This window comes from Pseudobutyrivibrio sp. LB2011 (assembly GCF_000701765.1).
Classification (GTDB): Bacteria; Bacillota; Clostridia; order Lachnospirales; family Lachnospiraceae; genus Pseudobutyrivibrio; species Pseudobutyrivibrio ruminis.
Genome location: NZ_JNJS01000002.1, coordinates 46,115 through 67,140, shown reverse-complemented (window position 1 = coordinate 67,140; position 21,026 = coordinate 46,115). Strand labels below are relative to the sequence as shown.

The 21,026-nt window shown below is 32.5% G+C and carries 20 protein-coding genes; 1 reads left to right on the top strand and 19 read right to left on the bottom strand.

Annotated features, from left to right (window positions below):
• Position 1 precedes the first annotated feature (1 nt).
• From T375_RS03855 to T375_RS03830, 6 genes are all read right to left on the bottom strand, one after another.
• Entirely contained in the window at positions 2-430 is a 429-nt protein-coding gene (locus T375_RS03855) for a sugar 3,4-ketoisomerase (protein WP_044935262.1), read from the bottom strand.
• A 23-nt stretch (positions 431-453) separates the two neighbouring features.
• Positions 454-1,503 carry a hypothetical protein gene (locus T375_RS03850; protein WP_044935260.1) on the bottom strand — a complete coding sequence of 350 codons (1,050 nt, stop codon included), beginning with the start codon at positions 1,501-1,503 and terminating at the stop codon, positions 454-456.
• 22 nt (positions 1,504-1,525) lie between these two features.
• On the bottom strand, positions 1,526-3,040 hold the full coding sequence (locus T375_RS03845; protein ID WP_044935257.1) for a BCCT family transporter: 1,515 nt from the start codon (positions 3,038-3,040) through the stop codon (positions 1,526-1,528).
• A 16-nt stretch (positions 3,041-3,056) separates the two neighbouring features.
• Positions 3,057-3,773: a sugar phosphate nucleotidyltransferase gene (locus T375_RS03840; RefSeq protein WP_044935255.1), complete on the bottom strand. Its 717-nt coding sequence runs from the start codon at positions 3,771-3,773 to the stop codon at positions 3,057-3,059.
• Positions 3,763-5,529: a phosphotransferase gene (locus tag T375_RS03835; RefSeq protein WP_044935253.1), complete on the bottom strand. Its 1,767-nt coding sequence runs from the start codon at positions 5,527-5,529 to the stop codon at positions 3,763-3,765. The genes T375_RS03840 and T375_RS03835 overlap by 11 nt, the downstream gene beginning before the upstream one ends.
• Positions 5,530-5,646: 117 nt before the next feature.
• Positions 5,647-5,865 (bottom strand): hypothetical protein, encoded by a 219-nt coding sequence (locus T375_RS03830; protein WP_044935250.1) that lies wholly within the window; start codon positions 5,863-5,865, stop codon positions 5,647-5,649.
• A 165-nt stretch (positions 5,866-6,030) separates the two neighbouring features.
• Between T375_RS03830 and T375_RS13525 the strand changes: the two genes are divergently transcribed.
• Complete coding sequence (locus tag T375_RS13525; RefSeq protein WP_155952424.1) at positions 6,031-6,201, top strand: hypothetical protein; 171 nt, start codon at positions 6,031-6,033, stop codon at positions 6,199-6,201.
• 155 nt (positions 6,202-6,356) lie between these two features.
• Here T375_RS13525 and T375_RS03825 read toward each other — a convergent pair whose 3' ends face one another.
• From T375_RS03825 to T375_RS13770, 13 genes are all read right to left on the bottom strand, one after another.
• Complete coding sequence (locus T375_RS03825) at positions 6,357-7,388, bottom strand: polysaccharide biosynthesis protein (protein WP_044935248.1); 1,032 nt, start codon at positions 7,386-7,388, stop codon at positions 6,357-6,359.
• Positions 7,389-7,727: 339 nt separating this feature from the next.
• On the bottom strand, positions 7,728-9,554 hold the full coding sequence (asnB, locus tag T375_RS03820) for an asparagine synthase (glutamine-hydrolyzing) (protein WP_044935246.1): 1,827 nt from the start codon (positions 9,552-9,554) through the stop codon (positions 7,728-7,730).
• Positions 9,555-9,602: 48 nt separating this feature from the next.
• On the bottom strand, positions 9,603-10,070 hold the full coding sequence (locus tag T375_RS03815) for an FAD synthase family protein (protein ID WP_044935244.1): 468 nt from the start codon (positions 10,068-10,070) through the stop codon (positions 9,603-9,605).
• Positions 10,061-11,095, bottom strand: coding sequence for an acyltransferase family protein (locus T375_RS03810; RefSeq protein ID WP_044935241.1), 1,035 nt, complete (start codon positions 11,093-11,095; stop codon positions 10,061-10,063). The genes T375_RS03815 and T375_RS03810 overlap by 10 nt, the downstream gene beginning before the upstream one ends.
• A gap of 8 nt (positions 11,096-11,103) precedes the next feature.
• A complete protein-coding gene (locus tag T375_RS03805) occupies positions 11,104-12,294 on the bottom strand; it encodes a CDP-glycerol glycerophosphotransferase family protein (protein WP_044935240.1) in 1,191 nt (396 codons plus the stop codon).
• A 5-nt stretch (positions 12,295-12,299) separates the two neighbouring features.
• Positions 12,300-13,739 (bottom strand): flippase, encoded by a 1,440-nt coding sequence (locus T375_RS03800; protein WP_044935238.1) that lies wholly within the window; start codon positions 13,737-13,739, stop codon positions 12,300-12,302.
• Positions 13,732-14,697: a glycosyltransferase gene (locus tag T375_RS13115; RefSeq protein ID WP_049960279.1), complete on the bottom strand. Its 966-nt coding sequence runs from the start codon at positions 14,695-14,697 to the stop codon at positions 13,732-13,734. Before T375_RS13115 ends, T375_RS03800 begins: the two co-directional genes overlap by 8 nt.
• Positions 14,676-15,491: an NTP transferase domain-containing protein gene (locus tag T375_RS03790; RefSeq protein ID WP_044935236.1), complete on the bottom strand. Its 816-nt coding sequence runs from the start codon at positions 15,489-15,491 to the stop codon at positions 14,676-14,678. The genes T375_RS13115 and T375_RS03790 overlap by 22 nt, the downstream gene beginning before the upstream one ends.
• Positions 15,457-16,521 carry a glycosyltransferase family 2 protein gene (locus T375_RS13110; RefSeq protein ID WP_049960278.1) on the bottom strand — a complete coding sequence of 355 codons (1,065 nt, stop codon included), beginning with the start codon at positions 16,519-16,521 and terminating at the stop codon, positions 15,457-15,459. Before T375_RS13110 ends, T375_RS03790 begins: the two co-directional genes overlap by 35 nt.
• Positions 16,514-17,251, bottom strand: a complete 738-nt coding sequence (locus tag T375_RS03780; RefSeq protein ID WP_044935234.1) for a hypothetical protein — start codon at positions 17,249-17,251, stop codon at positions 16,514-16,516. The genes T375_RS13110 and T375_RS03780 overlap by 8 nt, the downstream gene beginning before the upstream one ends.
• Positions 17,252-17,272: 21 nt before the next feature.
• Positions 17,273-19,279, bottom strand: coding sequence for a DUF2142 domain-containing protein (locus tag T375_RS03775; protein WP_044935231.1), 2,007 nt, complete (start codon positions 19,277-19,279; stop codon positions 17,273-17,275).
• Positions 19,280-19,760: 481 nt separating this feature from the next.
• Positions 19,761-20,651, bottom strand: coding sequence for an IS66 family transposase (tnpC, locus tag T375_RS03770; protein WP_242839261.1), 891 nt, complete (start codon positions 20,649-20,651; stop codon positions 19,761-19,763).
• The gene (locus tag T375_RS13770; protein WP_044935229.1) at positions 20,575-20,976 is read right to left on the bottom strand and encodes an IS66 family transposase; all 402 of its coding nucleotides are present in this window, start codon (positions 20,974-20,976) and stop codon (positions 20,575-20,577) included. Before T375_RS13770 ends, tnpC begins: the two co-directional genes overlap by 77 nt.
• Between the last annotated feature and the right edge of the window lie 50 nt (positions 20,977-21,026).

The window sequence follows — 21,026 nt, the reverse complement described above, 5'->3', positions numbered from 1 at the left end:
TTTACTCTTGCTCCCCTTCTTTATTCATAATTTCTACAAATTCATCATAATCCCTAATATATTCATTAGCATCATAATGTGTACTAGCCAAACACAAAAGGACGGAATCATCACTAAAATCATACATATCTTTCCATACCATTTTAGGTAAATAGATACCTGTATGAGGACGATTCAATGAATAAACAGTTTCATTCCCTTTACCGTCTTTTACTCGCACTTTACTAGTACCTGCTACATTTATTAGCACGAACTCACTATTACGATTAGCATGCTGTCCTCTGACTACTTCTGAGTCAGATCCATATATGTAAAAGATTCTCTTAATATCAAATGGAATATCTATTCCACCCTCGCATATTACGAGGTGACCTCTGTCATCACCTCTTTCTGTAAATTCTAACATCTCTGTCTTATTTTGTACGTTCATATATCTGTTCTACTCCATTCACATTAAAAAATGCTCGATTCATTTGTCTTTATTCCCTTGACATTATCAATATCAATCTCTGAATAATCATACAAATAATCTTTTAGCCTCTCTTCGATAATTTTAATACCATGATCATTTGGGAACTTTTCCCACAATCTAGTATTTACAATCGAACGCTGTGGATTCATTTTTGTATACTGTTTGTCGTGCAATTCTGCTTTCAAACCTGCTGCTTTTTCTACACGCGCAACAGTCTCATCGTACTTATATATTAAATCCTCAAATTGAATCTTAATGATACAAGACGATTCTTCAATACTACCTTTTCCAGCTTTTCTGCAATATAAAAACCAATCACAAAACTTTTCTGGGTCAGTTGGAAGAACTCCCTCTTTCCAGTAGTACTTTTCAGATAAATAAATATCTCTAGGATCTCTATCCACTACAAACACAAATACTTCATCTTCAAAATATTTTATTACTTGCTCTATATTAGAAGAAGGAAGAATTTGATCAATTTCCAAATACTCTTTATCTTCTTTATTCAAGGCTCGAAGTAATCTTGAAATATATTTTTTTGTATACTTCAAAAAATCCTGTTCTGTTGGATGGGAATATAATGTTTGTTCATTTTTTAAAATCTTAAATGGTTGACCTGGTATTCTTCTGAAGAAATGATTTGCCAACTGATATAAGTAATATATCTTTGGTCCTTTATCATATAAATCGTAGAACCACCATCCTGTACATTCAAAATCTGTCAAATCGTTAATATAATCAGCAGTAATATCTCTATACTCATTACCATCAAAGAAATTCGAATATCTTTTGCTCATGAAATTACCTTCATTAAAATGAGCCAATTTAGCAAATCGCTTTAATGCATGTCCAGAATTGTGGCGATTATGATTTTCAACTAGATGATATTCCAAATCTCTTACTCCGTCTGTATCATGTAAAAAACGAAATTCAAAATTTGATAAATCCTTTACATTTGAATATTCTGCCACTAAATCTGTAAGTGCACTAGACCCACTTCCATAGTAACTTGCACAGGTTATTACCTTCATTAAATGTTAACTCCTTACTTCGCTATTCTTTTTCTCGAATAAAATTTAAGCATTCTTTTATTAGACCCCATATCATAACTATCATTATTATTCCGATTGGAAACGCTGAAATAATACTAACTGACTGAATATTAGACATGGAACTTTCAGAGAAAATTAATGCTATTGGTAATACAATCAATAATATACACCATAGCAACTGTATAAATACATTTGGTACTTCATCCTCGCCTAAGTTCCTATAGCTATAACTTGCTGCTGTAAATGCAATAGAATCAAATGATGTGGCATAAAAGGCCATCATAGTAAGCAGTAATACTATCATCACTAATGTAGGGAAAGGCATTGTATCTATAACACTTAATATCATATCATACAAATCGCCAGTTGCAGAGTATTCAGCAATAAAATCTTTTGCACCTTTCACCTGGAGCGATAATGAATAGTTTCCTAGAATTATAAAACTAATTATTGTAGAGCCAACTCCAAAGCAATATCCGCCTATTATAGTCTGCTTTATAGTTCTTCCTCTAGATATATTTCCGATAAAAAATGGAGCTGCGATACACCATACCATCCAATATGCCCAATAATATATTGTCCAGTCCTGTGGAAAATTATTCTGGCGCTGTGGATCTACATATGTTGATAATCCAATAAAGTTTTGTATCATTCTACCAAAGGATTCAAAACCATTTTCTATTATATATCTTGTTTGACCTCCAAATAAGAAAACAAATGCTAAAAGGCCAAAGAATAAGAACATACATGCCTTTGCAAGGAGACTAATTCCTCTCATTCCATGGATAACTGCATAAGTATATACGATACAGGTAATAACTAAAATGATTATTGTTATCACTGAACGATCTACATTAATTCCAAATAATCTGGAAACTATTGTCGCCATCAATGGTGTAGCTACGCTAAATGTAGTAGCAGTTCCTGCCAAAAGTGCAAATATAGCAAATAAATCGATAACTCTTCCCAATAATCCATCTGCTTTATTTCCAATTACAGGCCTACAAGCTTCTGAATATCTCTGTCTATTTACTTTCTTGACATGCAACATAAAGCCAAAAGCAACTGCAAGAACTAAATAGAAAGACCAAGGGATGAAGCTCCAATGAAACAATGTATATACATTTGCCCATTCTGATATTGAGCCCAGTTCAGCAACATGTGGATTTGTGGCATACATAATCCATTCAGCAAACGAATAGAAAAGAATATCTGCTGCAAGGCCACATGTAAACATCATACTTCCCCATGTCCAGAATGAATACTTAGGCTTTTCATCCTGACCACCTAGTCGGATATCTCCTATTTTTGAAAAACTCAAATATATCGAAATCAAAAATACACCAATGCCTATTATCAAATAGTATACACCTAATGTGTCTCCAAAAAAGAATCTAATTTTACTGAGTATTTCATTTGATAATTCCGGCTGAATAAAGAATGACCCCGCAACAGTCATAATCAAAATAAATGGTAAAAAAGTTATAAGCCAGTCAATTCTACTTTTATTGTTCATTATTTCCCCCTATCTATTAAATCGTATACTTTGAATATGTATTATCAAGTTTAACTAAGTCTTGAAAACTATCTATTTCTACTAAATCCTCTTTACTAATAGGATTTATACCCAAGGTAAATTCTTTAAAATGACAAAACATTGGCACATCGTCCCAATATATCTGTCTGTTGTCATTTTCAAATTCCAACTGAACAAATTTCTTTAATTTCAATGCATCATCCTTGGTCCAACGACTGATACTATAAAGCTGCCATCCTTTTGAACCTCCCGTGCGAGAGCATTCTGTTACTACTCCATCCTTTTCTTGCATCAACCATTCGTCTGTGTCATTTTCAACCCACGCACCACTATATCCTGATAAATCAAACTCAGGTGCAAGGATTTTATCATTATAGATTAGCTGATCTCCATCCAATATTATGCAAGCTCTGTCTAGCTTGTCCCTTACAGAATAAAGTGATGAGATATTGTTATATTGGTCATAATATCTGTTTTCGACAAGATTGATATCTGGGTACTTATCCTTGAGTGCTTCAAAACATTCCTTCTTATACCCAACAACAATAGTTATATCATTAATTCCATTTTTCATTAAACCATCTATGACAGTATCAATCATGCGAGTTCCATTTACTTTTACCAGTGGTTTAGGTATTTCATCGGTGATAGGGCGCATTCTATTTCCAAGGCCTGCCGCCATTATAATTGCACGTTCAACTTTATTTTTCATTAAGCTTCTCCATTTCCTCTATGGCAATCTTGTAATACTCTTTCGCATATCGATATTGCCTAATAGCGTATTCTCCGAATTCTACCCTTAGGCTTAGCTTGTATTCGCACCAGTTTGACCATAATAGACCTGCTATTGCCACATAACAATATATCTTTATTCTATTTTGAACCGAACATTTTTCTTCAAAATATATATCAATCAACTTATCAATCTGTTCTTTATCATACATGCTATAGATACAAAACATAGCAATATCCACGTGCGGATCTTGCATGCCTGCATATTCCCAGTCTGTTAATTGGAGCTGTTCCACCCCAGTTTCATCTGTATAGAAAAGAAAATTATCCGGAACTGCATCAATATGTGTAAGAGTTCTTCTTTCGACATGTTTATCAACATATTCTTTTAACTTCAAGATATTAGCTTTCGTTGTACTATAATCTCGATATATTGACGTTGTATCCCTTAGCTTTTCATAAAACTCTATTTCCTCATACATATCAAAGGTATGTTGCACTTCAAGATTTAGGTTGTGAAACTCCCTAAGTTTATCCATGCATCTACGGATATCTTTGTCATCATTGGAATCAGCAGGTCTAACCCCCTCTAAAAACTTGGTAATCTTATATCCATTATCTGCGTTAATATAAACAGGATCGTCACAGATTCCTTTTCCAGCAATTGCCTTATATACGCTTTGCTCATGATATCTGTTTATGAGCTTATCTGTTCCTTCACCAGGAATTCGCATTATATATTTTTGCCCCAGTGCCTCGAATAAGAACGATCTGTTTGTCATTCCTTTTTTTAATACTTTTATATTTTCTACATCACTTTTTCTGCAATTAAGTGTCTCTGATATAATCGATATTACATCCGATTTAAGACTATTGGATTTATTATCTAACTCTCTCAATTGCTCGTATGTATTTATCTCGACGACATTGGATGCATTTATCATTTTCGCATTAATATACATTCTGTCCTTGTCAAATAATGCATCCTCCCAAAATGCATTTTTATTTTTACTGTCATGTTCTAATTCTTCGATTCTTTTTTTAAGCTGTATCGAGTCCTCTTTATTAATGTATGAAACTCCAACCATAAAATTGTTATGAGATTGATCATGTGTCTTTACCAATTCCAATTTCCTATTTATATAGACATTGCTATTATCATTCTGTTCATTTGAAATCATGTACCATGAGTATGCTTCAACTTTAGAAAAAGGATTTGAGAAAAAGTAGATATCTGAAGGCAATATATATGTGTTTGCGATCTTTTCTTTTACTAAATACAATGAGTGCAAATTATTCTTATCTGCATATTCTGTATTTATAGCCAATTTAATATCATATAAGTCAATAAGATATTCGAAGGCCTCTTTCATAAATCCAACTACTACTGTAATTTCATGTATGCCAACCTCTTTTAATTGTTTAATTAAACGCTCTATTAATGGCTCTCCATCTACTTCCATCAATGCCTTAGGCATGTTCTTCCCAATAGGAACCATCCGCATTCCATATCCTGCAGCAAGGATAATTGCGTTATGTGGTCGATTAGCTACGATCAATTCAGCACCTTTACTTAACACCTGTAATTCATCATTGATACAATCCTGCTCACAAAGAACTTTTATAGCTTTATTAACACGTCCCAATGAATATCCAGTATTCATCGCCACTGTTCTTTGGCTACATTCCCGATTCAAATATATGTTTTTAAGAATATCTAATTCGATTCTGTTCACGACATCCTCCTTTCCGGCTTTTCATGAACATTTTGACAAAAAACACAGTTGCTGTCAACTGTGTTTAAGACAAACCGATTAAACACTTTATATCAGCAACTGTATAAATAACACATTCTAATTAAGCATCTCCCTAACATAATCAGTATTCATAATCTTTTCCACTGTTCCCTGCACATCCAGTCTCTTTGTATTATGAGATGTATAAGCTTCATTTGCCATAGTGTGAACCTGGCCATCTACGAAGAACTTATCGTAATTGAGGTCACGGCCGTCTGGAAGTACACGGTAGTAGTTGCCCATATCTAAGGAACGAACACACTCTTCGTTTGTCATAAGTGTCTCGAAAAGTTTCTCGCCGTGACGCGTAATGGGGTCAGGCACCTAGTTTCTAAATTTATTCATCAAGCAAAACTCAACAACTTAATCGCCATAAACCACTTGAATTATTAATTGGTTGGTTTATGATAATTTATAAAATTATAAGAAAGGAGGCACCATATGATATTCACTAAATGTTCTATATGTGGCAAAAGCATCACTATTAGAGAAAACGACTTCCAACCAGGATGTCGTGATTTCGAAGATGTCTCTTGCCCCATCTGTAATGCTTTTCTTACTTCAGTCTTTACAAGTGGCATACCGGAAGCTCATGTAGACGAAGCCAGATAATGCATCTGTTACGAGCGATTAGTTGCAGCTAATCGCTCCTTTTTAATTAATCTTTATGTATACTCTTATATAATGTCATAACAGTACAAACGTAATTTTAAGTCCTATCCATTTAATACCACACAACTACTCAATCCAAATACTTAACTATTATTCTATTTAAGCATCGCCCTAACATAATCCGTAGTCAAAATCTTATCTACAGTTCCCTGTACATCCAATCTCTTTGTATTATGTGAAGTGTATGCTTCATTAGCCATAGTCTGAACCTGGCCATCTACGAAGAACTTGTCGTAGTTGAGGTCACGGCCGTCTGGAAGTACACGATAGTAGTTGCCCATATCTACGGAACGAACGCACTCTTCGTTTGTCATAAGTGTCTCGAAAAGCTTCTCGCCGTGACGTGTTCCGATAATTTTTGTGCCTGTGTCACCGAAGAGCTGCTGAACAGCCTTTGCAAGGTCGCCGATTGTAGAAGCGTCAGACTTCTGAACGAAAAGGTCACCTGGCTCGCCGTGCTCGAATGCAAACATAACAAGAGCAACTGCCTCATCAAGATTCATGAGGAAACGAGTCATCTCTGGATCTGTGATTGTGATTGGGTTGCCTGCTTTGATCTGGTCGATGAAAAGAGGGATAACTGATCCACGTGAGCACATTACGTTGCCATAACGTGTGGTGCAGATTGTAGTCTTACCAGCTGCAACACGAGCGTTTGCGCCGATAACCTTTTCCATCATAGCCTTTGAAATACCCATTGCGTTGATTGGGTAAGCAGCCTTGTCTGTTGAAAGGCAAACAACTCTCTGAACGCCTGCCTCAACTGCTGCATGAAGAACATTGTCAGTTCCCTCAACGTTTGTACGAACTGCTTCCATTGGGAAGAACTCGCAAGAAGGAACCTGCTTTAATGCTGCTGCATGGAAGATGAAATCAACACCTGGCATAGCATCCTGCACTGAGCGCATGTTACGAACATCGCCGATGTAGAACTTTACCTTGCCTGCAAGGTCTGGGTGCTCAGCCTGAAGCTGATGTCTCATATCATCCTGCTTCTTCTCGTCACGTGAGAAGATACGAATCTCCTTTAAATCTGAATCAAGGAAATGCTTTAAAACTGTGGAACCAAATGAACCAGTACCTCCAGTTATCATAAGTGTTTTATCTTTGAATAATTCGCAATTCATCTTCTTGTTCTCCAATATTATATGTAATATTCTGTTATGCATTAACCACTATAACACTCCCCCAAATAGGGAATTACCTAGCCCCAATACATCCTTACACAAATCTCACGAGTATCTACGTTGCATTCGCAAGTAAGACAATAATCAACTTCTCTTTTTCATTATAAATTACCTATTCTATGTAAACTAAGTCGTCATAATTATTATCTGGCTATTTCATTTATATTATTAGCTTATGATGTGTTTTATGTATTCATAAACATTTAAATCATGTACCTGCAATGCTATAGATAATAACACTCTCTATTAATACGGAAGAAATACTCGATTTAAATCAATTCAATATCTCCACTCTCTTTCAAAATACATTTTTCTAAATATTTCTATGTTTATAAACATCCATATTATTTGTCCGGCACGTTCTTCCGTTCCACAGTCGTTTATCATTTCCTCTAAGACATCTGCTTTCAGCCAATATGCATCCCTTAGTATATCACTTGCTTTATTTTCGATATCTAAAATCCAATTATTCAGCGGAACAGGAAAACCAACTTTTTTTCTGTCAATTATTTCATCAGGAAGATATTTACGTGCAACTTTTTTTAATAAGTATTTAGGTGTGTCTAAAATTTCACTATATATATCTGAAGTATCCTTAATCTGCTTTTCCGCTCCTTCTTTCCATTTCAACTTTAGTTCATATGGAACTTTCTTATAACAAAACTCAATGAGTTCGTGATCTAAAAATGGTACTCGTGCTTCTACACTCGCAAGCATAGTCGTAGTATCTACTCGCTGCAATAAACCTTTAACATGATATTCATGGAAGAACCTAAATACATTTTCTTCATTGCCATGCTCGCAAAATTCGTGTTCAACAATTTCATCCCAATAATTTCGTAAATCGCAGCTGATATTCAAATACTTATTACGAATTCTCCGTGGCACATACTCATACTTACCAATAAAATATTGGTAAAAGCTATTTTGTTGAAACTTTTTTATGTTTGAATAATCAAATGCTGAGCGAAATATCCTTCCATACCCACCCATTAATTCATCTGCGCCTTCCCCTGATAAAACAACTGTAATATCTTTACATAATACTTTTGACATTTTAGCAAGTGGAATTTCATTTGGCACACCTAATGGTGAATCTTTGTATCCAATAACCTCAGTCAATGCATCCCAATAATCGCCTTCACTCATCTTAATCTCATGATGATTTGTTAGATATTTTTTTGCAACAATATCAGCATATTGATACTCGTTCAAATCATCAAAGCCTATTGTATACGTATTAATTTGTCTATCAGTATTAATTGAAGCAATCGCAGATATAAGGCTCGAATCAATTCCTCCAGATAAATACGTCCCCACTGTAACATCCGCAACCATTCTTTTTTTTATTGATTCTATTACCTTTTTTTCAAACTCTTCGCATATTTTTTCTTCATCGTACTCATTGTCCATATTAAAATCTTCAGGCAATTCCCAGTATTTACTTTTTTCAGTCATTATCTTATTATCTGAAACGCTCACCCTAATAAGACTTCCCGGCTCTAACTGATATATATTCTTGAAAAAAGTGAATGGTGCCCTAACATATCTGTTAGCCAAGTATTCGTCTATGGCAGACTCATAGAAGTTTGCACTAACCAATCCGCTGTTTAATATTCCTTTAATCTCTGATGAAAAAATAAAAGAATCATTGGAGACATAATAATAACAAGGTTTTATTCCCAATCTATCTCTTACAATTATAATCTCATTATTATCATTATCATAATATGCAAATGAAAACATTCCATTTATATTATCTAACAACCAATCTATACCTCGAGTCTCAATTCCAGCCAATAAAACTTCGGTATCCGATTCCGTTAGAAACTTATAGTCTGAAATATGTTTTTTTATTTCTTTGAAATTATATATTTCGCCATTAAATATCAACATATTTCCCTTTGCGCTTACCATTGGTTGATTCGATCTAGCATCTAAATCTATAATGGATAATCTTGTATGACCGAACCCAATCTCATTTCCAAGAATCTTTATCCCTTGCGCATCTGGCCCCCTGTGTTTAATAGACTCATTCATCCTACCCAATCGTAGTTGCATATCACACAGTTTTTTTGTTGATATTATGCCATTTATTCCACACATATTTTTCTCCAATTCAGTGTTACTATTTTGCAATTAATTATCATTTCACTAATCTCTAAAGTAATCCCCCTTTTTCACTTTAATATTAGGTGGTGTAACTGACCATCCTCTTGCATTTTTTAAAGCTTCTGTAATCTTAGTTGACGAAATAGACTTAGTATATGGGAAATACACGATTTCAATCCCCTCATCTTTAAACTGCTCTTCATATTTCACCCATTTATCTGTTCCGTACCAATCATCTCCAACAAATAATATATTTGCCCCTAATTTTTTACATGCATCAAGTTTATCCATATCATATTGTGGTATCGCCACATCAACATATCTACATGAACGTACTATTTCCAACCTGTCATCAAATGGAATCATTGCTTTTTTCCCTTTATATTGTACCAATTCGTCAACAGTTACACCTACTATTAATTTATCACACATTCCTTTTGCATTTTTCAATAGATTCAAATGACCTATATGAAACAAATCAAACACACCAGTTGTATATCCTATAACCATACCGTATTCCCTCTTACTCTCACCTTTAATAGTTCTTTTATTTTTAAATATAGCGTTGCAAAACCAAATCCAAATACACTTTTCAGGAAAGCATAACCTAATATAAACCAAAAGCAATATTCATAACTCTTTTCAAATCCCCCTCCTACTAACCTGTCATATATATCATTGTCGAAATAAATCCTTACTAATTGATTACCTGTAATCATATATACATAAAGAGATTTTCTAGATAAATCATTAATGATTCTATTATAATATGTCTCATTATCAGCTATTATAATCAATCCATATGACATCATTATAATAAATGGATTAAGAAACGTGTTCCACATACTATACCTTTGTCCGACAAAAATTAATCTGCATCCAATCGCATTAAAACAGTATGCGCCTCCAATCCAAAAAAAGAAGCCTACTATAGTAATTATCTTTGCAAAACCAACTCCTTTCCTCGCATAATTCCAACCATTCTTTACACAGTATGTTAATATATGTATCAAGAAAAAACCAATTAAGTCATTATAATATTTAAAACCAATAGCGAACTGAAACGCAATAAACAACAGCACCATCAGAATCGTTCTCTTAGGCCTTCTTATTAATTGTTTTAATACCCCATTAATTATTCCGTGTAAACTGTAATAAATAACATAACATGTAATATACCATAATGTAGCAAAACAAAAGGGAAACATTTCTCGCAATATATCCATTTTATCTATACTATAAAAGAATAAAAAAATGAATAAAAATAACATGCTTATCAGCCAATTATCAACCAGGATATTTTTTATTTTTTTTATGTCCACTTCACTTTTATCCACTAGGAACCATGATGAAGACACCAAAAATAAAGCATTTCCTACCGATCCCAATTGTTTTAATACAGAGATTGCCCACAACCACCTATCTTGTGTAGCATAATGATACTCGACCCTTAATCCAGGAATTGAATGACATATCACTATTGCTATTATTGCAATAACCTTTATTCTTTCAATTGACGATTTTCTTTGCCTCATTTATATAATCACCTTGCAAATTTATCAACAATATACCTATATGTTCGTTCACATGAGTCAAAATTATAATTCTCAATGGTCATCTTTTTCAATTCATTCCTCTGAATTCTATAATCCAAACTCTCCAAATTATCTATTTCTTTGATAAAATCCTCAAAACTACTATATTTTATTCCCGGAGTTACACTATTGTAATCAAAATATAAATCTCTACTTCTAACATAATTTTCATAATCATATGGTATAAATATTATTTCTTTATCTAACACCAAATAATCAAACAAAATAGAAGAATAATCTGTAATCAAAAAATCTGTAAATTTTAAAAACGGATAAATATCAACATCATTATCGATTTTAATTATATTTGAATAACTATCAATATTTATGTTAGCTGTAAGTGGATGCAGCTTAAAAAACATAACCGCATTATTAGCGCAAAGTTTTTTATTCAATAAATCAAAATCAATATTTGCTTTATCCAGATAATACGGATCGTCATCTCTATAAGTAGGCATGTATAGCAAAACTCTTTGATATTGAGACGCAATATCAATATAGCGTAACAATTCTTTCGAATATTTTTCACAAAACTCTACTATGTCTTTTTTTCCCATCCCCATTACATCCATTCTAGGGTACGAAAAATTAAGGATTCTTTCTTTAACCGTATCAAACGCACTTACAAATATCTTTTCCGAAATATAGTCTGATGTAGAAAAAATATACTCCAATCCGTCTTTCTTCAAATAGCGTAATATAAAATTGTTTTGCTCTGGCTTTTTTTCTACCACATCATAACGAATTTTCTTAATTGGAGTTCCATGCCAAAAGTCTAATTGAATCATCCCTCTCTGTAGATTAAAATTAAGTTGATCTGGGCCATAATGATGAAAAGAAAATTTAGCGCGTAGTATAATATATATTGCTTTCAAACTAGGATATTTCAGAACAGGCAAGCCCATTTCTTTTAGTTTTTTTATTTCATCTTTTGATTTAGAAATCCAATAAACAGTCTCATTAGTATTATTCACAAGGTATAAAAAAAAGTATTTAGAATTATCAAAAAACATGGGCGGATTATTATCGTATTCCCATCCATTAACCTTTCCAGTGACCCATATATGTTTATTTCTAGGAAATGGTTTAAACAATATTGCCAATATGTTAAAAACAATTGTTTGAAATAGATAAATCATAGTATTTATTTTTCCTTTTTAATTATTATTTTAATAATATTTTTTAATAAATAGTCTTGCGATATTAATAATTCAATCACATATATTGTAATGCACACAATCACAAATACAAACATATCTACCGTATTCCCATCTATTCTCTCTTTATATGGTAAATAAATTAATACAAATGGGATTGACAATATTAAATACTTTAAGAGATTCTTTGAAAGCAATCTTATTTTCACTATTTTTCTTGCATAATAGTATCTAAAACAATCTGTTATCAAGTAACTTGCTATTGAAGCTAATGCTGCTCCTTCTATTCCATATTTGTTAATTAATATATAGTTTAATATTATATTCGATGCAGCAGATATCATTGACGTATTGAGTAAACTTTGCTCTCTATTATTCACTAATAAAATTTTTGATCCTAATAAATCCCCAACCGCACCTGCAATAATTCCAAAGCACATTATTCTAGATACATTCACTGCCTCCAAGAATTCATTTCCACCAAATAATTGTATTATGCGCCTAGATGTCAGAAATATTCCTACTGTCATAGGAATTGCTACTATCAATATTAAGTCGTAATTTATCTTTAAATTGTTTTCATAGTCTTTTTTAGAAGTAAAAGCTGATCTATTAATTTTGGGGAACAAAACAATCCCGGCAGTTTCAACAATAGACTGTAACATAGTAATAATTGTTATTCCGCATGTATATACTCCAACATCTTTGTATGCCATCAGTTGGCCTATCATTAATTTATCAAGATTCGCTGTTATCCCGTTCACCAATCTATACACAAACAAGGTAAACATAGTTTTTATATGAGATGAAAACCTTAGCAATTTAATTGAAAGTTTTAAATTTACATATGTCTTTCTGCTATATAATAATGTTGATATTCTTGTCCCCATCTCTGAAACGCAAGATATTATTAGATATATAATATAATGTTCGGGTTTCTTTACAAAAACAAATACTGCTGCAAGTGATAATAATCTAACTGCTATATTCCTTATAGTTGAAAAGAAATAATCATCAAATGACTGCAATAACCAATCTAACGTTAAAAAGTTGGTCAAAATAACAAAAGAATAAATAAAAAAAGCCCAAAAATGCTCTTTATACGATTGATTCATTACTACTCCTAAGTAGTATAATATGAAACCAATCAATGAAAAGAAAAAATTTAGATTAAATATTTCTCCACAGACTGTACCTGTTTGTTCAGCATTATCACGAACCTTTGAAACCTCGCGTATTGCATATGAATTAATCCCAAAATTTGCTATATGAATAAAATAATATCCATATGATTGTGCAGTATTTATAATGCCTATATTTGAAGCACCTAATATTCTTGATATATACGGGAAAGTAACTATTGGAAACAATAACGCCACAAACGTATTTGCTGTGCTCAAAATATAGTTTTTAAAATATTTATTCATTAATTATAGATTTCCTCCTAATTAACAAATAGCTATAAAATAATATTGTAATATTATACATGCATATTTTTTTTAGTATATTTATACTATTACTGAGTTTTAAATTCTTTAACAGCCACTTTAATACTGTAAAAAGCAAATCATATACTTCTGTTTCTCTTAAAATATAACGATGATTATATATTGCAAAAAACAACTGATTAACAATAAATGTCCTAACATCACTTTCATATTTATTACTAAAATAATCTCTGATTCCAAATAATGCGTTACACTCATCTCTAAAGTTTTTCACTCCATATGTATTACATATACTTGTGTTATTCCTTCGATAATAATATAGTGGCTTATCCAAATATACTAATTTCTGACATCTATCAAGGAGTTTGTACGTTATGTATAAATCTTCATGTAGTTTACCTTTTTCAAATAGCAGACCATTGAATAATTTCTTCTTGTAAATTTTCATACATAATCCGTGATATAATCGGGCAGTCTTAGGTATAAAATACTCTTTAAGAATTTCATCTGCATTTAATACAACTACATTTCCCTTTGCATTTTCAAAAATGGGTATCTCTTCCTTCGTTGAGAACTCAATTAATGCAGATGATACAATATCCGCATTATTCTCAACCTGAAGTGTCATTAAATCGAAAAAGAAACTCCTATCAACAATATCATCGCTATCAATAAACGCTAAAAATTCACCTGTTGCCTTCTGCATTCCATAATTTCTCGCGTCTGACAAACCTCCATTTTTTTTATGATAAACATTAATCCTTTCATCTAACAAAGCCATTTTCTCACAAATCTGACCTGAAGAATCTGTCGAACCATCGTCAACAATTATTATTTCTAAATTTTTGTAACTTTGATTTATTAAACTATCTATACAATCTGAAATATATTTTTCTACATTGTATACCGGAACAATCACTGAAATAAACGCATCCATTTTCTTTTTTCTCTCTGATATATTCTACGTGGCAGTTTTAATACCTCAGAAATACATTTCGTGTAGACTCTTAGCATAAAACTGTTTTTATACTCATCTGTATCCTCTATTGTATCTAAATCTGGTATATACTCGGCATTTACATCATAAAATAAAAAATCAATATCCGTACCAATATAGAATTTTTGTGGATCCTCAATCTTCTTTATATTACCAACACGCAATATAAAATCTATCATTGTATATCCGATGCATATACCTGAATTAATATCAAACGTATAATCATATTTTTTTCTGTTTACAAATTCAAAAATATCTTTGATATACTCTAGCGAAAGGTATTTTTCATCATTAATAATATTTATCTGATCTCTTCGCATTTTCATAATTCCTAAGGAATAATACCAATACTTATCCGTGTTTAAAACAGCTATCTTTCTTTTTGATTCAGCTATTCTCCTTAAATTAGTCCTACTAATACTTTCATCGCCGAACATAAATATAAAATCGTCATCTTCTCCCTCGATGGCTTTTCTGAAAGAATGAATTGCTGCCTCTGCATACTTTTCATTGATTTTCAGTTTTACATCAGGATACTTTTCTAAAAAACGTTCAATATATTTAGCCTTATACCCCGCAACAATGATTATATCCTTTTCGTCAACTATCGTCTTTGCATCTTCGATTACTCGTTCCAATTGAATCATTCCATTTAAATGATACAAACATTTTGGTTTGTCAATAAACAAAGGGAAATATTTACTCGTTCCCGCCGCTAATATTGCTATTTTCATTTTTATCTCCTAACACATATTTATAATATTTTCTCACTATTGGTCTTCCAATGTAGAATAATATAGTATCTATCTTCATCATTATTGCCAATCGCAAAACCTTATAAGTGACATTCTCCAAATTATTATTATATATTCTTTTCGTAATTCTTAGATATTTACTGTACTGCTCTTTTTCTGTTAACTCATTTATCCACAATTTGTAATCATTTTTATCACCTATAAATACTCTTCTCGAAAAATTTAGTGCTATTGCTTCTGCAAATAGTTGACCTGGAAGCTCATCTTCTATAGCCGCTACTGTTTGCAAATTTTCACAATCCTCTATAATTCTACGTTGATTTATCCATAACTCATTTGCATTCAAAGTATTTATTTTTGTCAATGAATTTGGTACATCTAAATCATAACTATATAGACACTCATTAGTCACCGCCACTTTTTTAATATGTAAAAGTACTCTTAGAATAAAATCGAAGTCCTCAGCATATATTACATCTTTATAAAACTTTATATTATAATCTGTTATTAGTTCTCTCCTTATTATTTTATTACAAGGCGAACCGATCAATGGATTAGCTTTCCATTTCACTATCAACTTAATAAATTCTTTTAAAGTATATACGCCATTATTTTCTTTAACCTCTTTTACTGTTCCATTTGTTAACATTCTGTAGCCACAGATAGCTAATTCAGCTTGATTATTTGTCACCGTTTTATAAAGCACTTCTACCATGTTTGGATCCAAATAATCATCAGCATCTGCGAACATGATATAATCACCCGTTGCGAACTTTATACCATTATTCCGAGCTTCTGAAACGCCACGATTCTCTTGATGAATCACCTTTATATTACCATTCAATTTTGCATGTAAATCACACAACTGCCCAGAGTTATCAGTTGATCCATCATCAACTAATATAATTTCAACATTATTATATTTTTGGTTCTCTACACTCTTAATACATCTTTCTATATATTTTCCCTTATTATAAACAGGAATAATTATTGAAATTTTATTATGCATCGAAATCAAAGTCTCCTTTAGTCTTCTTCCTATACATATAGTATAGAGCAAGTATATTAATAATCGTGATTTCTATTCGCTCACTCTCTAAATTTCTCGATGAACTATACCCATTAACGTAAAATAACAAATCATTATCTTGCTCCTCGCCATTGCAAATGTAAGTACCATATTCATATTGATTATCCACAACCCCTAATGATATCGAACGATATTCAACCTTTGGTATCGCATAAATCTTTAAAGTGAGATATTTATCCTGTGTATTAATAATTTCTCCGTTATCTATCTTGAGACTGAGATAATCATCATCTAAAATATCATGTAAATCCACTACCCATTTATATATAGTAGTTCCACTATCATCCTCAATTAAATCAACTACTAATTCACCTTCATTTTTCCTCCCATATGCAAAAGTATTTATATTGATACTTTCAATAGCTATATAACGGCAATAAAATGTCTGTTCAATACATACCCCTTTCAACAGCTCTTGTGAAATAGTATAATCATCATTTTTACTCGTTTTAATCATCAACTCATCATAATAAAATATTGGATAGTTCTTTAAAAGAACATCACATCCTATTGGTACTAATAGTAAAACAGAACAAACCACATATATAATTGTCCATAATTTATTATTTATATTTATTTTTTTAGCAATACATCCATATATAACAAAAAGTATTATTAAAATTGTGTCATATATTATAAGATTAATCATAACATCACCAGTACTATTCAACTATATAATCTTACTCATCACATCATGAATAACTACAATATATAGCAGTGAAATCATTATGTGAAGTCCACGTCTATTCGTTTTTTTTATTATTCCTAAATCCCCTATTACAATAAATGTCGGTAATAAACATGCTGTATAATAACGACCCTGGAGACCTTGCAATACTTCCATTCCATCGTACGTCATCAAAAAGCCTGATGCCGTAATTGCCACAATTTCAATAAAAACTATGAGCATCATATATATTTTTGTTTTTCTATTGAACACTTCTTTTTTAGATTTACCTATATTTGAACTTAATAATAAAACCGCAAAATATGTCATAGTTACATATTCACTTATTTCAACACTCAATCCTGCAAGTCGTGCTCCAACTGATTCCTTAAGTAATTGTGGTCCTTTTAAAAGGATAGTTCGAATAATAATCGTAATATATCCTATAGGTTCATTAAAAAATCCACTCACACTATAGTAATCACTTCCACTAGCACCTATACCTTTCTCCCATAATACTCCAGATCCCATCTGTACTGAATTTTGCGTTATTTGATTTACAATTGAATAATCCAAAAATAGAGCATATCCTATAGCACAACTCAATAATAGCATCACACATAATCCCAATTTCAATACTTTGTCTTGCATAGTCTTATAATTCTTACTTGGAACAAGAACCATGAACGCGAAGAAAACATAATACACTGGTTTTTGTAATCCTGCTATTGATAACAATACCGATAAGCACACCACGTCCTTACCCGTAATATAGTGTTCGTTATAGATTAATCTAATAACGTACGCCATATAAATTGCCATGCTACTTAGTATAACTCCATCATAAGATAACTGCGAAGCTTGATGTAATGCCATTGGATTAAGTGCAAACACCAGCATCAAATCTTTATTAATAGGAATAATTTTTAGCGCCATGGCCATCATAATTGAATATACAATCAGATTAAACAATCTGGCCAACATATAACATGTAACTCCGTTTAATTTAAAAATCACTCCTATAGAAAACCCAATCGCCTGTGGTATATAATAAACAGCAACAGGTTGCGTATTAACTGCATCTAAGGTCTTTTTTGTGTTATTATCACCTATCGTTTTCTTTCCAAGTCCATTGATAACACTTAAAAAATTCGAATTGGTATTATAATGCATGTCATAATCAAAAGATAAGGCTTCGTCTATAAACGTCACATTCTCATTTCCCAGCAAAACATTCGCCAATCTGGCGGTGCAGTTATAATGAAACCTTTCATCAGCCCCACTTCCCGGAGACATTATCGATAACATGATAATCCCATATAACATAATCAAAACAAATGCTTTATTTCCAGAAACTTCCTCCTTCAATAAAATTGCAATATTTAATGCTACTATCAAAATAACAAATGATAGAATTGCGAAAAAATTCACATATTCCTTTGATAAAGCAAGGTATATACATCCCTCATTATAACCATTTATCTCCGATATAAAGCACTTTATATATACAAAATCCTTATTGCTTTCTAAGCCTGCCAAGCTTTCCTTGCCTCGAATGCTTACAGCTGTTCTTTCATTAAGTTCCGGTGCTTCAATTAAAATAGTATACTCTGTTTTGGGATTCAAAGCACTTTCAAGTTTGCAATCAATCCATTCATCCTCGTCGGCATAGTCAGCCTTATTTATAATAAACTCTTCTACTATATTTCCTGTGTTATCTAATAATTTAATAGAAAAAAAACCATAATCATTTTTATATGTTACAGGTATCTCTATATTATTGACCCCACTAGTATTAAGTTCAAAACTTTGCATAACATAATTACTGCCATATATAAAATATTGATAGTCTTCTTCACTTTCATATTTTTCAGCATAATATTCATTAATACTATTAATAGGTAACACATAGCATAATAATAACATGAATACTATAACAAATATATTTATAGCTATAAGTCTTCCTCTTCTAATATTTTTATCTTTAAACATTTCTTTATTAGGCTTCATTTTCTAATATTTTCCCTACTTCTAACCAACCACTTTTATAGCTTTTTTAGTAGGCTCAATAATTGCGAGGTATCGATATCTATATCAACGAAATGACATGCTTCACCTCGCCCCATAATAATATATGATACTCTAAATAATTCATCTACCAAATTACTAATCTGCACCTACTGTTCATTATATCCTACAGGATTATTCAATAACTCATACATTGACATCATTTATATCTATTTCAAAAAATAACTAGGCTTCTGCTACAAATATATGCCACATTATGATTGTGTGTTGGGCCTCAATACTTACATAATTACTGAATATTCATTTAATGCAATGCCGACATCTTATCTCATTATTCCCAATATATATTCATTCTGTAAAACTATTTCAATATTCGTAAGCGCTTAGTATTACCCCGTAGGGTACGAATAAAGGCATCCTTTCGGATGCCAGACATTCAACATATAGAGCATTTTACTCCATTTTATATAGCGCATGCTTCTCGAGTAGCCTTGCTCCATGGAGCTAACTGCTCTAGTTCCTCGTCTGACGAACCAGCACTCGGACGACTCTCGAGAAGATACTCGAGATATTTTTCAGGATCTATGTCGTTAGCCTTTGCGGTTTCAATCATTGAGTAAATTATCATGCTTGCAGTAGCACCATCCTGACTATCACTAAATAACCAATTCTTCCTGCCCATAACAACAGGACGAATTGCATTTTCACTTAGATTATTGCTAAGGCTACAAGCTCCATCCTTAAGATAGTTCTTCAGGTATGGTCGGCATCCGTTGGTATAGTTAATCGCTTTGATTATACTATCGCCAGTCTTAGGTGTAAGTCCATCAAGCCACGCCAAGAAAGCATCTATCACAGGCTCTTGATCCTTGAGACGACGCTTATAAATCTGTTTAACTGAAAGTCCCTTCTCTTTATAGGTTCTTTCATAACTAAACAGCTTATCGCAGTATAGAAGTCCTTGTACCGCTGGATGAGTGTAATCCGTTTCATGACCTTTAGGAATGGCTCTCAGCCAATACCTTCTGATGTGTGCCCAGCAGGCACATCGATTGGCGTCAGGTACTTTATTGTATCCTTTGTAGCCATCAGTCATAAGGAAATATCCTTCGGGTGCATCCTTCAAGAAGTCTGCCGCATTGGCACCTTTTCTTGTTGGTGCATAGTTGAAAAGGATTATTGGAACTCCTCGGTCTTCGCCAGTTCGAAATACCCATACATAGGATTTCGACTGTGGTCTTCGTTTAGGTTCTTTTAAAACCTGGATAGGAGTTTCATCAGCCATGAGGAACATCCTCTCGCATAGTGATGTTCTCAAAGATTTCATCATAGGTAGCCTTTGGCTTACGTTCACGAGTGTGAGCTTTAACCTCGATAATCTCAGGCTCAACTGGAATGGCAGGCTTATCATCTGCATCAGCTGCATCAAAGAGGCTGAGCTGACCAGGAATATCGTTTTTACGAATCTCACTGGTAGAACCAAACAGCTTATTCTTAAGATAATCAAGCTGCGCCTGAAGATTTGCTATGACCTGGTCCTTTTCATCAATCCTGGCATTACGCTCATCGATAGACTTTTGAAGCGACATAATAAGCGATGTCTGAGTGTTGATTGTATTATTCAGTTGTATAATCGTATCCCTCAGATCCCTGAGTTGGATATCATTTGCACCTGACATTTACCTGTTAAAACTCCTTTTTCTGATACATTTATTATACCAGATTTAGG